Consider the following 16,523-nt stretch of genomic DNA (forward strand, 5'->3'; position numbering starts at 1 on the left):
ACAGGCATTATGCGAAAGAAGGGGGAGAATATGGCCTGTTCTGATGAGAACCCCAAGGGATATCCCGTGATTGGACGGGATAAAGAAAGACAATTGATGATGGCCGCGTTAATGGCGAAGCGTCCGGTGTTATTGGTGGGAGCTCCGGGGACGTCCAAAACGACGTTATTGCAAAAGCTGGTGACAGATGTTAAGCAGTTTGGCGGCGTGTACCAGGTCACGGGCGATGATCAATTATCAATAACGGCCCTAGTGGGGACCTATGATCCCGCCGGTGTGATGAAAGAAGGCTACAAGCCTGAGTATTTTATCCCGGGTCCCTTAACCCTGGCCATGGAACAAGGCGGCATTTTATACATTGAAGAGCTAAACCGGACTCAAAGTTCAACGTTAAATGCTTTGCTCACCGTCTTGTCAGATGGTTATTTGGATATTCCCCGGCGTGGGCGCATTCAGGCAGCAGAATCTTTTGGTGTGGTAGCGGCTAGTAACCCGCTCGATGACGTGGGAACCGAACGTTTGTCACGGGCACTGCTTGACCGCTTTGTCACCATCTATTTGGATTACCAAACGCGAGACGAAGAACAAGAAATTGTCCGTCAGCATGTGCCCGGTGCCGATACCCCATGGATCGACTATAGCGTGGATGTCATTCGGCGGACCAGACAACATCAAGATTTGCTCTATGGATCGTCTGTGCGGGGAGCTATTGATTTCCTGAAAATCTTAGAACAGATGTCTTGGGATGGGAATGATATTGTTTGGGATGTCGGGATTGCTGCCCTATCTAGCAAAGTGGCCGCACGTCCGTCCACAGGGCGCCCGGTGAAAGACATTATTCTTGAGATCATGCAAGCTCTGCCCTTGCCTGATTCCCCTCCTTTTCGCCCTGTTCCCCCTCTGCCAAAGCTTCCTGGGGCTGAGAATGCGCCAGACATTCGAGCCATTCAGGGGGGTCACGGGGAAGACAACAATGGCAAGATAACGGAAGCGGTTTGTGAGATGCCCCAAGACTTTCCGCCATCTCCGTCCGCTTCTACCCGCATTGACATGGCATGGCAAGCCGGAACAGGAGGAAGCCGGGGGCGTTCTTCTTTACCTGAATCCCCGCGTTTGCCATCGTCTTTGCACTTTGGACTCACTCAGCACGAGGAGCGAACTCCGGATAAACTCTTGACGCCATGGATCGATGAAGCCATATTAAAACGCCTGCGATCGTCCCATTATGCGCCGTTATCGCCCACGATTTCAACGTCCTGGGGCCGGCGATATCAAGGTCATCACGTCGTGCCTTTTCAAAAGAAGCGATTGGGAGAACTGGACGTTGGGGCCACAATGGATAATTTGGCCCGAGATCCGGCGCGTGAATGGATTTCGTCGATGATGATGCGTGAATTAAGACCCGGCACCCGTCATTTTGCCTTGCTGGTGGATCATTCGGGATCAATGGCTGGAGAGAAATTGGCCGTGGCCTTGGCTATTACGAGTGTCTTGGCCTATTTTTCGCATACGCTCAAAATGGCCTACGGTGTTTACGTCTTTGATCAACAGGTGCATGAGATTAAACGGGTGAAGGATTACCGCACGCTCGATGAGGTCATCGATCATTTAATCCATTTGGAAGAAGGCCGCAGTACCGATTTATCCCTAGCCCTTCAATATGCGGCTCAATTAACCGATGGGGACCCGGATCTTGAAGTCATTGTCGTCAGCGATTTGATGCCGACCCGGGGAGAAAAGACCTATGGGGCATTACGTCGTAGGATTCAAAGAATCCCCCATCTATATCTCTGTCATGTACCGAAACCGACCGATGTCTTCTTTTCCAAAACGATTGGCAATCATCGAGAAACTCTTGATCTCTACGGGCTGTGGGGATTGTCTTGGGTTGGCATAAAACGGTTCTGTTCGGTGACAAGCCTAGAGGATATCAACAAGTTTTTTGACTTGCTTTCAGGCCGGGATATGTGGCTTTAGGGGACAGGGACTGATGAGCAAGTCATGGGAAATGGAAATGGCTTTGATGTTCAGGAAAAGGAGGAGATTTCTTTGCAAGAAATGACCCTTACAGTAAATGGCAAGCAACATCATCTGCTAATCCCTGAGATGCGCACACTGCAAGACGTTTTGCGTGAGGATTTAGGAATGACTGGGACGAAGAAAGTTTGTAATGACGGTTATTGTGGGGCTTGTACGGTTCTTCTCAATGGGGAAGCGGTGAAAAGCTGTTTGGTTCTGGCGCTTAATGTGAAAGGCGAAGAGGTTGTGACCATTGAAGGATTAAGCACCAATCAGAGCTTAGATCCCTTGCAACAAGCTTTTATCGAATATGGCGCCAGCCAGTGCGGAATGTGCACGCCTGGCATGATTATGTCTGCCAAGGCGTTGTTGTCTCACCAGCCTGAACCCACGGAAGACGAGATCAAAGAGGCCATTAAAGGGAATTTATGCCGTTGTACGGGATATGTCAAAATTGTGGAAGCGATTAAGGCCGCGGCCGCGAAGACGTCATCCCCCTTTCGGCATAACGGTTCAGAGATGGCCTTAGAAGAAGCGGGCAGAAGGGTGGTGGGGCATCCGGTGCTGCGAGTGGATGGACGAGAAAAAGTTAGTGGACAAGCCTCTTATGTTATCGACATGACATTGCCGGGCATGCTCTATGGAGCGATATTGCGCAGTCCCATCCCCCACGGCCGTATCCTGTCCATCCATACCGAAGCCTGTTTAGCCTTAGATGGCGTGATGGCTGTGATTACGGGAAAAGATATGCCGTCTAAAGGATTTGGGGCTTTTGTGGCAGACGAAACCGGGCTGGCGGTAGATAAAGTACGTTATGTGGGCGACGGGGTGGCAGCAGTATGTGCCACCGATGAAGAAACAGCCAGAAAAGCCTTGTCTTTAATCGAAGTGGAATATGAGGAATTGCCTTATGTGACCGATCCTGAAGAAGCTTTAGCCGAAAATGCGCCTTTGATTCATGATGTGGAACGCAATATTGTAGCCCATAATCAAGTGATCGGCGGAGATGTTCAGCAAGGTTTTAACGAGGCCGATTTTATTTTTGAAGACCGTTTTGTCACGTCGAAGCAAGCCCATACCTGTTTAGAACCCCATGTGTGTATTGCCGATTGGAAGTCCTCAGGAAAAATCACATTGTATGATTCGACCCAAACGACCTATTTCATGCGTTACCATCTGGCCAATATTTTTGACCTTCCTAGCAGTAAAATTCGGGTGATTGCGCCTTATGTCGGCGGCGGATTTGGCAGTAAAAGTGAGGTCCATGCGATTCATGTTTGTGCTTTAATCCTGTCCAAAATGACGGGAAAACCCGTCAAAATGGCGCATGACCGGGATGAAGAATTTATCGCCAGCCGGACCCGCCATAAAGAAATCATTTATCTCAAGACCGGAGTTAAAAAAGATGGGCGCATTACCGCTAGACAAGCCAAGGTGATTGTGGATAACGGGGCGTATACCAGTTATGGACCGGGCGTGTCCCTAACTCAATCGATGTTAGGCGGGGCCGTTTATAAAATTCCTCATTACCGTTATGACGGGTATGTGGTCTATACCAATACTCCTATTGGCGGCGCTTTCCGGGGATTTGGCAGCCCGCAATTTACCTTTGCCGCTGAAAGCCAGGCTGACATGATTGCTGCGCGTTTAGGGATGGACCCGTTAACGTTTCGCCGGATCAATTTAACCCAAGCCGGCGATAGGGCAATTTCAGGACCGGTATTGCGCACCAATGGTGCTCGGGAATCTTTGGAACTGGTGGTTCGAGAACTGGGATATGATCCGAAGAATGCTGCGGATAATCAAATCAAGAAACCGCCCTATGTGGGAATCGGTTTTGCGGTTGGTACGCATTTTACCAGCGGGAAGTTTCACCCCGAAGCCAATGCCGATTTTTGCGGAGCTACGGTTAAGGTGAATGATGATGGTTCGGTCAACATTTTAGCGGGCGTTGTGGAAATGGGAACAGGGTGCGCTACGACGTTATCGCAAGTGGCGGCTGAAGAACTGGGCATTGATCTCGATGATATTGAAATTACTTTAAGTGATTCGGAAATGACACCTCCTGACCTCGGCACTTTCGGATCCCGGGCAACCACCTTGGGAGGGCGTGCCGTGCAAAAAGCCTGCCGCAAGATTAAAACGCAACTGGCGGAAGAAGCCGCGAGCCGTCTTGGCTGTTCACCCCAGGATGTCATATTTCGCAATAAGAAGGTGTATGCAACTTCTGACGAAGAACACGGCATTGATTTAGGGGAATTGGTGCACACCATGCTATTTCGCGATGGCGGAGGCACCCACGTGATGGCGAGTGCGCACTTTGATGCGCCTTGTTCTTTACCGGATCCGGAAACCGGTGTCGGAGATTTTGCCATGAGTTATTCCTTTGGCACCCATGGAGTCATCCTGCAAGTGGATCCGGATACCGGTAAAATCACGATTTTAAAGGTCGTGGCTGCAACGGATGCCGGGCGCATTATCAATCGTTTGGGTGCTGAAGGGCAAGTGCAAGGGGGTATTATGCAAGGACTCGGTTACGCCTTGTATGAAGATTTTAAGGTGGTCGATGGACAACCCCTTTCGACCCGGTTTGGCCAATACAAGATTCCCACGGTCATGACCGTTCCTCCCATTCACACATTATGGGTCGAAACTGACGATCCCCATGGTCTTTATGGGTCGAAAGGGCTTGCCGAAATGGGAATGGTCCCCACAGCCCCGGCTGTGGCTAACGCGGTTTATGATGCCATAGGGGTTCGCATTACCGATTTACCGATAACGCCTGAGAAGATTTTGCGCGCACTCAAATCTCAAAGTGAATTCCAACCAAAGGAGAGCATCTCATGAACATTGTTGATCAAATTTCTGTGCCCTTAGGGATTGATACCTTGTGGGAGATGTTAACCAAAGACTTTGAACAGGTTGCCTATTGTTTGCCCGGACTCAAGGAATTCACAGGGGAAGACGACAACCGTTATCGCATGGCCATGATGGTCAAGGTGGGCCCAGTGACTATGAATTTTGTCGGGCAACTGGTGGTAAAGGTCATCGATGCATCAAACAAAATCTTGAAGATGGAAAGTGCAGCCCGTGATCCGAAGATGGCATCGTCTACCACGATGAACTTGACCATTCAACTTAAAGAAGATAGCAATGGGAGTCTCATCATCGTGGATACAGAAGTCGATGTGCGGGGGAAAGTGGCATCTCTTGGTTGGGGCATGATTCAACCCAAAGCCAAGAGTCTGATGAAAGATTTTGCCAAGAATCTGAAAGGGCTTGTGACAGAACCGTCAACCTAGCCAATCTGAGAAAAATCGCCCTAAGGGAGGGATGATATGTGCAATTTATTCAGCCAGACACTGTGGACGAGGTTTTAGCATGGCAATCACGACTGGGCCCAAACAGCAAATTCATGGCGGGCGGCCAGTCACTTTTGGCTATGATGCGACAAAAGGTTATTGAGCCTGAGGCGATAATTAGTTTAAAACGCGTTAAGGAATTGCACCGGGTCACGGTGCGCGAGGACGGCTCCTTATTTATTGGCAGTATGCTGACCCATCATGAGATTGCGACCCATCCAATGATTGGACGCTATGCCCCTTTACTAGCGGACACAGCCAGAAAAGTGGCATCGGTACAAATTCGCAATCTCGGAACGTGGGGCGGAAATATAGCACACGGGGAACCGGGAGCGGATCCCCCTGCTGCTCTGATGGTGTCAGATGCCCGGGTGGAACTAACCGGAAGCGGGGGAGCAGTCAGGCTTGTTGCGATCCACGATTTCTTTTTGGATTACCTGACCACGGATATTCAAGAGGGAGAACTCATTACGGGTTTTATCATTCCGCCCATGCCTTTTGGTACGTTGAGTGCATATGACAAATATACGTTACGTGATGATGGGGATTTAGCGGTTGTCGGCATGGCTGTGCGGCTTCAAATGACACCCTCCCATCAGATAACGGATTTACGAATCGCCTTAAGTGGGGTCTCGGTGGTGCCGATTCAAATCCCTGGGATTTCTAAACGCGTGAGCGGCCAAATCTTGAGGGAACCTGTCATCAGGGATATTGCTGACTATGTGAAAAATGCTTGTGATCCGCTTTCCGATGCTGAGGTTTCCAGTGACTACCGCCAGTGGGTCATTGAAGCGCTGGTTAAAAAGCAGCTGTTGTCGTTTTCTTTGGCTCAAGGCTTATGATGCCTAGCCCGGACAATCCGGACCACGGTTCTATTGTCATTGCGAAAAGGAGTCTACGCAGATGTCATTAATCGCTCATTCCTCTTCAGGTTCCAGATGGAAAGAAACACAGAAAGTCTTTGAGGCCATTGAAGACTCGTGGCAACACGGACACGCAGCGGTTTTGGCCATGATTCTTCGGGTGAAGGGTTCGAGCTACCAAAGACCCGGGGCAAAAATGATGATGGACAAAGCGGGCAAGATGGTCGGTACGTTAAGCGGCGGATGCCTGGAAGGTGATTTATGGCAATGGTCTAAAGAGGTGATGACCTCCAAGACTCCGAAGATCGTGGTGTATGATTTGGCCAATGATGATCCCTGGGGCCTTGGCATTGGTTGCAAAGGTGTGATTGACGTGCTGTTGTTGCCCATCGACGCCAATGCCTTTTGGCAAGATATTCTTCAGGTGGTTCACGATCGTCAACCCTTTGCCCTAATCTATGAAAAAACCCGGATGAATCTATCCGCGGTATCAAACGAGCGTGTTTGGGGAGATTTTCTTCCAAAGGATATTGTCGAGCAGGCAAGAGCTTTGCTTCAGGATCCTAAAGTTCTCTCTCTATCTGACCCGCCTTGTGAGTACGTGATTGACCCCTTAGGGGAGGACGCGTCCTTGGTGATTTGTGGCGCCGGCTATGACGCAGGATGTGTGGCGGAGTTAGCGGACCAGGTGGGTTTTGAGATCACGATGATAGATCCGAAATCGCAGTGGAACACGAAGGATGTCGGTTCTTTGACGCGGCTTGTGAAGCGTCCTCGAGAATTAATGGGGCAGATGAAAGAAAAGCAATTTTGGTTAATCATGAATCATCATCAGGCTCTTGATGAAGAGGCTTTGCATGTGGCTTTGCACTCGAGTCCGCAGTTTGTCGGGGTATTAGGGCCCTATGACCGAACTTGCGAGATGTTAGTGCATATTGGTCATGTCCTATCTGATGGACCCCTTTATGCGCCGGTGGGGCTCGATTTGGGAGCCGAGACACCAAGGGAAGTGGCGGTGAGCATTGTAAGCCAACTCATGATAGCGCGCTCGAAGAGTAATGGTTTGCCTTTGTCCGGACGCAAGAAGATTCACGGCGGTGATGATCGTCCCCTTTCCAGACGCTTAGAAGTGTAACGGGAAAAACATATGGGGAATCAGCACAACTGAAGGGTAGCAACTTTCGTCTACGCCTGAGAATTTTGAGCGTGACACTTAATGCAGACACCGCGGATGACCACATCGATTTGGTCGATGGTGGCAGCGGGAGAATGGCCTTGAATTGTCAAGGAATTAATGCCCGTGATTTCAATATCGGACCATTGATGGCACACAGCACAAAAAAAGTGGTGATGCGGTTTAAGACGCAGGCCATATAAGGCCATGCCGTCTTGAGTTGCTAATTCTTCACAGATGCCGGCATTGACCAGCTCGTTCAAGACTTTATAGGTGGTACCGCGGGCAAGCCCTGGCATTTGTCCAAGAAGGCGGTCACGGATTTGGTCAGCACTCCAATGATAGCCGGGATCATTTAAAAAGATTTGCAAAATCCCTTGACGTTGTGGCGTGACCCGTAAACCCCGCTCACGAAGCAACGATTCCGCCGTGATGATTTCTTTCATGGGCCTCACCTTCTTTCGTCGTGACTAACATAAGTGGTTAAAGGGGAGTAATGCAGTAAGAAAGCAGCGAAGGTATTAAAGAAGACGCCGATATCAGCCATCTTTAATACCCTCATAAAATATCTCCGGTCATTTCCGCCACATTCTCACTTTCCGTAAAAATGTTTAGCACAATTTTATCCCCCTTATGATAGCACACTTTGCCTTTATTCATACCATAACGGGCAGGAAGGTGAAGAGCCTGGGCAAGAAATCCTCTATGGATTTCTGATCCTTGTTGGTGTGCATGGGGTAAAAGAACCGTTATCGGTGGGTATGATCTGATCATCGATGTGGGGTGTTTCCTGGTTCATGATGCAAGTGATATGAGGAAAAATTTATAGATCGTGTTCATAATACCGTCACCTAATACCACACAATGCCTTTGGGGGACAGGATCTGACTCCGCAAGATCACGAGACAACGGCAGAATGAGTATAATAAATGCGAAATGCCCTTTCCATTATTAGTTAAAAATCATGGCGGATTGATTGCGAATCCTCATGACGGCTTGCACGATTTTTAGAGTTAGACCAAAGCGTTCAAGACAAAGGATGCTCCTTTTTCTCGACAGAACGAGGATAACAAGGGACAGGGAGCATTAAGCGGATGGATTTTTCGAATAACTCATGGTGCCTGATTTTGATGGACGGGAGAAATGCGCGATGAGAATTGCGGTGATGGGCGCAGGATCTATTGGGACTATTGTCGGCGCATATCTTAGTGCCCAGGGCTTGGATGTCGACCTCATTACGCGGAATCGGGCACAGGTTGAGGCATTAAATCAATTTGGGGCAAGAATTACTGGGGCTACTGAATGGACCGTTCCTGTCCGGGCATTAACGCCCGATCAGATGAAAGGAACCTACGATCTGGTTTTGTTTTTCACCAAACAAGGGCAAAATCATGAGGTATTAAAACATCTTCTAGGGTATTTAGGACCCCAAAGCATCGTGTGCTCATTGCAAAATGGTATCCCGGAGGCTGATATTGCAGCTATTGTTGGCCCTGAACGGGTTATCGGCGGCAGTATCGAATTTGGCGCCACCGGCACCCTGCCCGGTGTGTCACGGTTAACGACCTCTTTAGAGCATCTAAAGCAATATGCGTTTCAAATTGGCGAATTAAATGGCCAGATCACAGATAGGATTCATGTTGTCCAGTCCATTCTCGCCCATGTAGGCGGCACCCATATTTCACAAAACCTCGTGGGAACCAAATGGTCCAAATTATGGCTGAATGTGACATTCGGCGGGTTGTCCGCGGCTCTAGGTGCTACATTTGGAGAGGTTATTGATAATGATGTGGCGCTTCGGAGCGCGGTGTTTCTCTCCAATGAAACCCTCAAGGTGGGGCACGCTTGTTCAGTGCAGTTTGCGCCACTGTTCCGCTTCGACGTTGAATCATGCGAAATTTATCAGACCAAGGATGTCATCCCGTACATGGAAATGTTACGGCGTGTGATAAGTCCAGGCCGGGCCGTCAAATCCAGCATATTACAAGATTTGGAGAAGAATCGCCCCACGGAGATTAGTTATATCAATGGTGTGATCACCCGTCTGGGAAAGGAAAAGGGGATTCCCACGCCCTTTAATCACCTGGTGGTCAAACTCGTCAGGCAGGCCGAAAAAACCCACAGCCTGCCAACTTTCTCGCGAAATCTTCGTTTTTTTAAAGAATTACTTACGCAAGAATCCTTCTAATCAACACTTTCATCCGATTCATTTCCTCTTAAATAGATATGATATCCCGATAAAAATTCGTTTTAAGGGAGAAATTATTTAATATTGCCATAGAGGATCTTGGCAAGATCATAGGCGCCGAAATGGTAAGGGTCCTGCACCGACAAACACCAGGGTTGTTGTGCTTGTTATTGCGGGACTGAATGAGGACGCGTGGCACGGCTGCCCTGGGTCATTAAGGTGACGAGCTCGAAACGGTTCTTGACGGCAGTTTTGCGATAAATGTTGCGTAAATGAGTTTTTAATGTGTTGGGAGAAATATATAATCGCTCGGCTATTTGGGGATGGCTTAGTCCGGATAACAGGCAGTGACAAATGCGGAGTTCTTGTGGAGTAAGATGGACAGACAAAGACTCGGCCCACATTTCAAGGTGCTTTTCTGACAACGAAGACGGCATGTTCATCGTGGAGGTCCCACTTAAGGTCTCAGGGGCCGGGGATTCCTGAAAGGGTTCGGCCACGGATTTTCTAGTAGAGGGTCTTCCAAAGACAAAATGAATGGTGGTGGGTATGACCATAAACAGGGCAATTCCGGAAATTTCTTCGATCGGAAATTGTCCCGAGGAATTGATCCACCAAACCCCAATTTCTCGACCGATCACGGCTAACAAAACTGATACGCTAAGAATCAGCGGAATATGTTTTCCCTGCGTGCGCTGAAGCCGGATGAGTTCTGCTGTCCACCAAAAGATGATAAATTCCCTGGCCAACCGGAAAAACGGGAAACTGAGCCAAATTGCGGACTTGGCTTCAAGGAGCATAATGGCAACCCCAATGAGAGTAATACTGAAATAGAGTAAGAGGGCATTGATAGGTTCTGATACCAGCGGAAAAATGAATAAGGCTGTCATGATGATGAGGACACTTAGCCCGTAAACATGAGCCTGGCTTGTCCAGATAGAATGGTCCAGAATTTCAGAAAAAGCTTGAGAAATAATTAAGACGACCCCCACAACTGCAAAAGGCATGACGTAAACGCGTCCTGCGTTTTCTCGCGATGTGCTCGCCATATCAGGAGGAGATGCCAACATCACGGGATGATAGAGGGCTGTCATTACCACAGCGGCTATTAGGGGTAGCCACATCATATGGGTTAATTGCCAAAGGGCGGCTTCAGGCAGGCTCAAGGCACGGCCAAATAGTGCGCCGAATGCCCAGGTGGCAGCCAAGACTCCCATGTGTCCATCAGCGCGCACGAGTAACTGGTCAAACCATTGGCTAATGATGGGAACCGTCAGTATGCCTAAGAGAGTCTGCCACCATAAATGTTGAGCTTGCCAAAGGCCACCTATAAGAACGAGATTCCATGTTATCAAATATTTGCGGGAGACGAGAAAACGTGCGATCTGGGACAAGGGACGGTGGCGGTACAGGAATAAGAAAGCAGCGGTGATGGCGAAGGGAATTCCGGTATATAAAGAAGGGGCCGAAATTTTGGTAAAGGCCGCCACCGTTACGCTGATCCAGGCCGTTAAGGCAAAGGAATAGAGCAAAAAACGGCGGTGGTCTTGCCATACTTTCTTCCAATACATCGCGAGAGAAGCAAAGGGGCTTGGCACGATGTACCATCCTTTCTAACCCTGCATTTTCACCTGATGACTTTTTTCTAGGATTGTTCATTTATATTGCCATAATCAGGAATTCCTGGTTATCCGTCGTGCGGCCTATCTTAAGATAGGCTGGCGCTCTTGGCTCTTACGACCTATATCGATATAGGTCGTAAAAGTGAAGAAAACCCCGCCATGTCCCGAGACATGTTAGGACCGGGACATGGGGATTTCATATTGATAAGAACCCTGGGAAGTGAGTCTTGTGGCAATCTCATGACATTTAAATCAAGCACTTAACTGGTATTGAATGCGGATGACGAGATGGTGATGGTTGTTTCCTAATGGAATCGTTATCCATTTTTGTTGGTGGCGGTCAATGCGTAGTGTATTCCCATAATGCGTGCCATGGATGCTAACCAATTCATTAATGTCCGTCGGATTGATTAACTGCACATGGGCCATTAATGGGGCGGAAGATACACGCAACGTCATCACAATCGTTCCGTTATGAGTGGTCATGGACTTGATCATTTGGGGACTTTTCACGACTAAGTTAATGGTTCCGGGTTCAAAGAACAAAGGGAAAGACGACCGCCAACTCTGTAACGAGCTTATTATCAAGCTTGTAATCAGAATACTTCCAATTAGAATTTTTAGCATTAAAGGACTTGTGCTGGAATGGCGGCGTCTTCTCGTGCCGAAGTGGGTCAGAGAGAAATTTTTCATTGTATTTCATCACCTCCCTTTTCATTAGCTGCTCGGCATGACTTCCGATGTTTTTAGGATGATGGGACAGATGCTGAACTACTCGGCATGGTCAGTACCGGGGCAGATGATGAGGACGGCGAGGATGAAGAGCTTGCTGCCTTGGGTGACGTAAGAGATGAGGATCCCGGTGCCGAAGAAGCCCCAGATTTTGACGGAACCTGGGAATTTGTCGTGGTTGTCGATGGTGAATGCCCTGGGGCTTTTTGGGATGGGGCCGGGGCGGGTGACGAAGATGGTGGTAGTGATGAAGACGATGACGCTGAGGAAGACGAGGATGCGCTCGATGACGATGATGAAGATGAAGATGATGAAGCGGATTGATCAGAAGTCTTGGATGGTAATGGCGGTAAAGGAACTATTAAGGTATCAGCCGTTTGCTCGCTAAATCCTCCTAAATATACGGTGATTACGGCTTCATACCGCCCGGGAATGAGGTTTGTTGGCGCATTGAATGACAAGGTATCGGCAGCACCTGGGCCTAAGGTCAAAGGGATACTCCAATGCATCGGTTCAAACGAGGGAGCAGGCGTCTTTGGGACCGGGACCTTGGAAGAATTTTTGGGCGACTTTCCGGGCGTATTTGTCTTGGGTTGGTGAAAAGCTGTGGATAACATGAGGGAGATATCCACCGTGCATCCAAGAATTTGGGTTGTGTGATTGGCTAAGGTTCCGTATTCGATACTGCCATGGCGCGAAATAGTTCCGCTATGGCCACTCAGCGGTAGAGCTGTGGACATGGATAGGGCCTGAAAATCAAAACTTGGCGTCGAGGCTTGTGCGGTAAATGATGCATAAGTGCTCAAAAGCGGCAGAGCAACGCAGGTTGCCGCAGCAAGCAGACCCAAAGTGCCTAGTGCCGTTCCCCATTTCATGATTGGATGTCCTTTCGCGCGGGACGAACAACCTTGGTCAAGACGACCGAAATCGCTGTCCATCCGGCTAACATCTCAAGAAGCCAGAGCCAGCGGGTCTTAATGAACACAATCACATAGCCTAAGTCCGGAATGGCAAAATGATAAACCCCAACAATGTTGGTTTCCGGAGTGAGAAAAGCATCGGGATACTTATTGGCTTCCCCTTTGGTTTTGATGAAAACCTTGTCATTTTTGTGGATGATTCCGGTGATTTGATGCGTTAATAGCACACCTTGTTGAATAGGATTCGCGAAGGTTACGATCTCTCCCGGTTTTAAGGGCATATGGGCAGTAAACCTTGTGTCCACGATTAAGGATCCGGTATTAAACGCAGGGGCCATGCTGCCTGAGCGCACAATATAGGTCACGGGCAGAGATGGGACTCCCATGTCCCCGAGATCGAGAACCAAAAAGAAGGCAAATATCGTCAGAAACACACCGATAAGGGACCACGATGCCCACTTGCGCCACCACGTATTGGCTCGTGATGATTTATGATGGCGCCGTGATTTTGATGGTTCAAGAGCTTGCATATTTTTTGCCTCCTTTAAATTTATAAGTTTATCTAAGGTGGCCCAATAAGCTCACGCGTATTAATTTGGTGCAATTAACAGTGAAAGAAACTGATATCGGAAGAAAGAGATCTCCCTGATAAAAATGCGAGAAAATGGGACACAGACATTTACATAGGGATGGGTTCTCCCTCATTACATGGAATGTAACGGTTTATGTGTGAAGCTATATACAAGAAACAGTAAGGCGAGAAGAATCCACGCACTCCACACAATTCCAGTTAATGGAGTAATGACGACGTGATTGAAATGTTTTATTTCCCGGTACATCTCATAACCCCAAATAACGGACAAAATCCCAATGAATATCAGAGTTTGTGGGTGTTTCATGGCCAGTCGGTGTGTGAGAATTAGCCAAATGCCCCAATATCCTGATACGAACCCGAATTTGAGGGCGGAGCGGGACCGCTGCCACCCAAGCCACGGTGAGAAAAGAATGCGTTTTTCGTGTTTGGTTGGCATGACCCCTAGCCCCTTTTTAGCCCTTGTTTCTTCATAAACTAGCCATTACAATATTTTTAGCGATAAAAAATCTCTCGGCCATTCTATTTTCTTCCCAAAAATAGGATGGCTTTTTTATGGCTGAGGAGGAGTACCCGGAGCTGGTGGATTTTGAGGCGGTGAATTGGGATTAATCAGTTGCTGCCCGGGTTGGAGTGTTGTGTTGTCGGCTTGTATAGCTTTAGCCTGGATGGTAAAAGAACCCTGGGATGCCTGGTAGCCGTTGCCCGCCATATAAGGAAGCTGAACATTGACCATTACCGTGACCGATTTGCCGGGTGCTAAGACGATGTAATCATTTGAGAGTAGTGAAGTTTGGGGTCCCGGTCCAGCGAGGGTATATTTGACCGTGGCGGGGGTAGGTGGGCTAAACAATGCCCCAGAAACCACGCTCGAACCGATCGTAAACAGTTCCGTCAGACTGCCAGTGTTTGTCACTGTCAACGGAGCCGACCAGGTATCACCCGGAGCCATGTTCGTGGGACTGTCAATGTTCAAATCGATGCTATTTGGGCCCGTGGCGTGCTCACTTTCCATGTATTTTAAGGCTGCCGGGCTAAAGGCGATTTTTACGGTACCTGCCATAAAATTTTGGGGCGAACTCGTCGCGGTCGAACTAAACTGCGCAAAACTGGAAGCACCCATGGCGGCGAGCATGGCGGCAATCGCGGCCTCCGCCCCAATCAATTTGGTTTTGGCTGTCATGATTACAACTCCTTTTTTCTGATCTACTCACTAGTTAACAAGGAAGATTACCTGCGAATAATCCCAAATATGATGCAGGAGGATTCGATTCGCACTTTTAGGGTAGAGGAGAAATGGGGACGGGGCTATCACCGCGGACGGTGAATTTCTAGGCAATACCCGGATTCACCCTGGAGGGTGAGATGAAGAAATCTAGGTCTCTTACGATGTTTTTCCTGCAGCCACTAAACAGACCGCTCGCGGCTCAGTGTTCGTCTCATAGTGAATATGCTAAAGACTATAATGAAGGACGAAGGACGCACGTCAAAACAAAATCATCTCTAATCCCCGTGACAATTGTGGGGTTAGAGATGTAGATAGTCGGTACTTATGATTAAGCAAGTGGCTTCTTAATGATCTTTGTTATGGGTCTCTTTTTTGCCAGCGTCTTTATGGTCTTGATGATCTTTCTGATCTTTATGGTGAGAATCTTTTTCGACATTGAGATGAGCCTCAATTTTACTGGCGATCAAGGCATTTGTTCCGGGTTTGACTTCCGCAGTAATTCGCAGTTGATGGTTTTGTAAAGCGGTCATTATGGCACTGACTGATCCTTGCGCTTCTAATGAGATGCGTGTGGAACCGGTTAAATCAATGGTTACCATTTTTCCTGAGGATGTTTTGACGGTAATTTCCGATCCCGTAAAGCTGCCGGATTCAAAGACTCCGTGAATGGTTTCCATATGCTTAGCATGATCGGGGGCGTCGTGATGCTTTTGCGCAAAAGCGGCTCCAGATAAAGCGAGCACACTGACCATGGCTCCTGCGGTCATGATTCCCAGTGATTTTTTCATCCATAAACCCTCCTTTAAACCCTCCTTGGTTTTCTCGGACGATATGTCTACCCCTTGGTAACAAATGATTAAATTCGACGGCACGTGGAGATTTCCTGTTTTTGTTGCCGAGATTTTGCAAGGACTAGATATTAGAGCCGTTTGCAATGAGAATTGGACCAGAAATGATGTCATCGTGGCGTTGACCAGTTTTTACGGTATACCATTTCTTAGCACAAGAATTAATTGTCGTATAAAAGGATTTTTGGTCGAATGGGCGAATAACATTTTATAGTATTGGATGTCGAATTTTGTGGAGGACGTATCATGACTTCTTGTGCCCGTGACGCATTAAATCATGCCTTAGTCACACAAAGGGTTCGCTCAGTTTTTCAGCCCATCTGGAATGTGGATGGCCAGTGGTTAGGATTCGAGGCTCTCACCCGGTTTTGGAATGGATGTCCTCCCGATCAAGTTTTTTCAGCTGCAACCAACGCGAAAGAACTCGAGACCTTAGATGCTATTGCGATTACGCAGGCAATTGAGCGTGCCCGCCGTTTACCGGGTAAGTTATTCGTCAATATCAGTGCGTTATCCACAGCGCAAATCCCTTTATGGACCCGGTATACCGAAAATGACCGGATTGTGTGGGAAATTACAGAAACGCATCCTCTCACCAAAGACAGCATGGAGGCCATTTCCTGGCTCAAACAGCATGGACACGTGCTCGCACTGGATGATGCTGGTACACAATTTTCGACCAAACAACGCTTAGACATCTTACGACCGCAAATCGTTAAACTCAGTTTGACCATTGTGCATGAATGGGCTCATGGTTTGCCGCAGGCTCTTAGACAGTGGATCACATGGGCGAAAATGCATTCCGCATTGATTATTGCCGAAGGGATTGAAGCTCGCGAATGGATTCACACCCTTGAAGAGGAGGGGGTGCATGCAGTTCAGGGATTTGCTCTTGGGCGTCCCGAAGAGGCGGCATTCTGGGAAGCACAAGATTTCACGAAATTAACTTTGCCGCGTTTCTCCTAATTCGTTCTT

15 protein-coding genes are annotated in these 16,523 nt (G+C 48.4%); 7 read left to right on the plus strand and 8 right to left on the minus strand.

Features of this window, described 5'->3' with window-relative positions; all coding sequences use genetic code 11:
• Positions 1 to 30: 30 nt before the first annotated feature.
• The 5 genes from AOA63_RS11405 to AOA63_RS11425 all read left to right on the plus strand — a co-directional run bounded on the left by AOA63_RS11405 (position 31) and on the right by AOA63_RS11425 (position 7,379).
• The gene (locus AOA63_RS11405; protein WP_053959807.1) at positions 31 to 1,977 is read left to right on the plus strand and encodes an AAA family ATPase; all 1,947 of its coding nucleotides are present in this window, start codon (positions 31 to 33) and stop codon (positions 1,975 to 1,977) included.
• Positions 1,978 to 2,058: 81 nt separating this feature from the next.
• Positions 2,059 to 4,866, plus strand: coding sequence for a molybdopterin-dependent oxidoreductase (locus AOA63_RS11410; protein WP_242848382.1), 2,808 nt, complete (start codon positions 2,059 to 2,061; stop codon positions 4,864 to 4,866).
• On the plus strand, positions 4,863 to 5,321 hold the full coding sequence (locus AOA63_RS11415) for a CoxG family protein (RefSeq protein ID WP_053959809.1): 459 nt from the start codon (positions 4,863 to 4,865) through the stop codon (positions 5,319 to 5,321). The genes AOA63_RS11410 and AOA63_RS11415 overlap by 4 nt, the downstream gene beginning before the upstream one ends.
• Before the next feature lie 38 nt (positions 5,322 to 5,359).
• Positions 5,360 to 6,223: an FAD binding domain-containing protein gene (locus AOA63_RS11420; protein ID WP_053959810.1), complete on the plus strand. Its 864-nt coding sequence runs from the start codon at positions 5,360 to 5,362 to the stop codon at positions 6,221 to 6,223.
• A 61-nt stretch (positions 6,224 to 6,284) separates the two neighbouring features.
• Complete coding sequence (locus AOA63_RS11425; RefSeq protein WP_053959811.1) at positions 6,285 to 7,379, plus strand: XdhC family protein; 1,095 nt, start codon at positions 6,285 to 6,287, stop codon at positions 7,377 to 7,379.
• Positions 7,380 to 7,429: 50 nt separating this feature from the next.
• Here the strand turns inward: AOA63_RS11425 and AOA63_RS11430 are convergent, their stop codons facing one another.
• A complete protein-coding gene (locus AOA63_RS11430) occupies positions 7,430 to 7,864 on the minus strand; it encodes a Fur family transcriptional regulator (protein ID WP_053959812.1) in 435 nt (144 codons plus the stop codon).
• Between the two features lie 704 nt (positions 7,865 to 8,568).
• Between AOA63_RS11430 and AOA63_RS11440 the strand changes: the two genes are divergently transcribed.
• A complete protein-coding gene (locus AOA63_RS11440) occupies positions 8,569 to 9,606 on the plus strand; it encodes a ketopantoate reductase family protein (RefSeq protein ID WP_053959814.1) in 1,038 nt (345 codons plus the stop codon).
• A 167-nt stretch (positions 9,607 to 9,773) separates the two neighbouring features.
• Here AOA63_RS11440 and AOA63_RS11445 read toward each other — a convergent pair whose 3' ends face one another.
• The 7 genes from AOA63_RS11445 to AOA63_RS11475 all read right to left on the minus strand — a co-directional run bounded on the left by AOA63_RS11445 (position 9,774) and on the right by AOA63_RS11475 (position 15,488).
• Positions 9,774 to 11,204 (minus strand): helix-turn-helix domain-containing protein, encoded by a 1,431-nt coding sequence (locus tag AOA63_RS11445; protein WP_053959815.1) that lies wholly within the window; start codon positions 11,202 to 11,204, stop codon positions 9,774 to 9,776.
• Between the two features lie 276 nt (positions 11,205 to 11,480).
• Entirely contained in the window at positions 11,481 to 11,921 is a 441-nt protein-coding gene (locus AOA63_RS11450) for a hypothetical protein (RefSeq protein ID WP_171822695.1), read from the minus strand.
• Between the two features lie 53 nt (positions 11,922 to 11,974).
• Positions 11,975 to 12,835, minus strand: a complete 861-nt coding sequence (locus AOA63_RS19350; protein WP_139061576.1) for a hypothetical protein — start codon at positions 12,833 to 12,835, stop codon at positions 11,975 to 11,977.
• Positions 12,832 to 13,410, minus strand: coding sequence for a signal peptidase I (locus AOA63_RS11460; protein ID WP_053959818.1), 579 nt, complete (start codon positions 13,408 to 13,410; stop codon positions 12,832 to 12,834). The genes AOA63_RS19350 and AOA63_RS11460 overlap by 4 nt, the downstream gene beginning before the upstream one ends.
• 174 nt (positions 13,411 to 13,584) lie before the next feature.
• Complete coding sequence (locus AOA63_RS11465) at positions 13,585 to 13,911, minus strand: hypothetical protein (RefSeq protein WP_053959819.1); 327 nt, start codon at positions 13,909 to 13,911, stop codon at positions 13,585 to 13,587.
• Between the two features lie 114 nt (positions 13,912 to 14,025).
• A complete protein-coding gene (locus AOA63_RS11470) occupies positions 14,026 to 14,655 on the minus strand; it encodes a hypothetical protein (protein ID WP_053959820.1) in 630 nt (209 codons plus the stop codon).
• 389 nt (positions 14,656 to 15,044) lie between these two features.
• Entirely contained in the window at positions 15,045 to 15,488 is a 444-nt protein-coding gene (locus AOA63_RS11475) for a hypothetical protein (protein WP_053959821.1), read from the minus strand.
• 306 nt (positions 15,489 to 15,794) lie between these two features.
• Here AOA63_RS11475 and AOA63_RS11480 point away from each other — a divergent pair, with 306 nt between their 5' ends.
• Complete coding sequence (locus AOA63_RS11480; protein WP_053959822.1) at positions 15,795 to 16,514, plus strand: EAL domain-containing protein; 720 nt, start codon at positions 15,795 to 15,797, stop codon at positions 16,512 to 16,514.
• The last annotated feature ends 9 nt before the right edge of the window (positions 16,515 to 16,523 follow it).

The organism is Sulfobacillus thermosulfidooxidans (assembly GCF_001280565.1).
In the GTDB taxonomy this organism is placed as follows: Bacteria; Bacillota; Sulfobacillia; order Sulfobacillales; family Sulfobacillaceae; genus Sulfobacillus; species Sulfobacillus thermosulfidooxidans_A.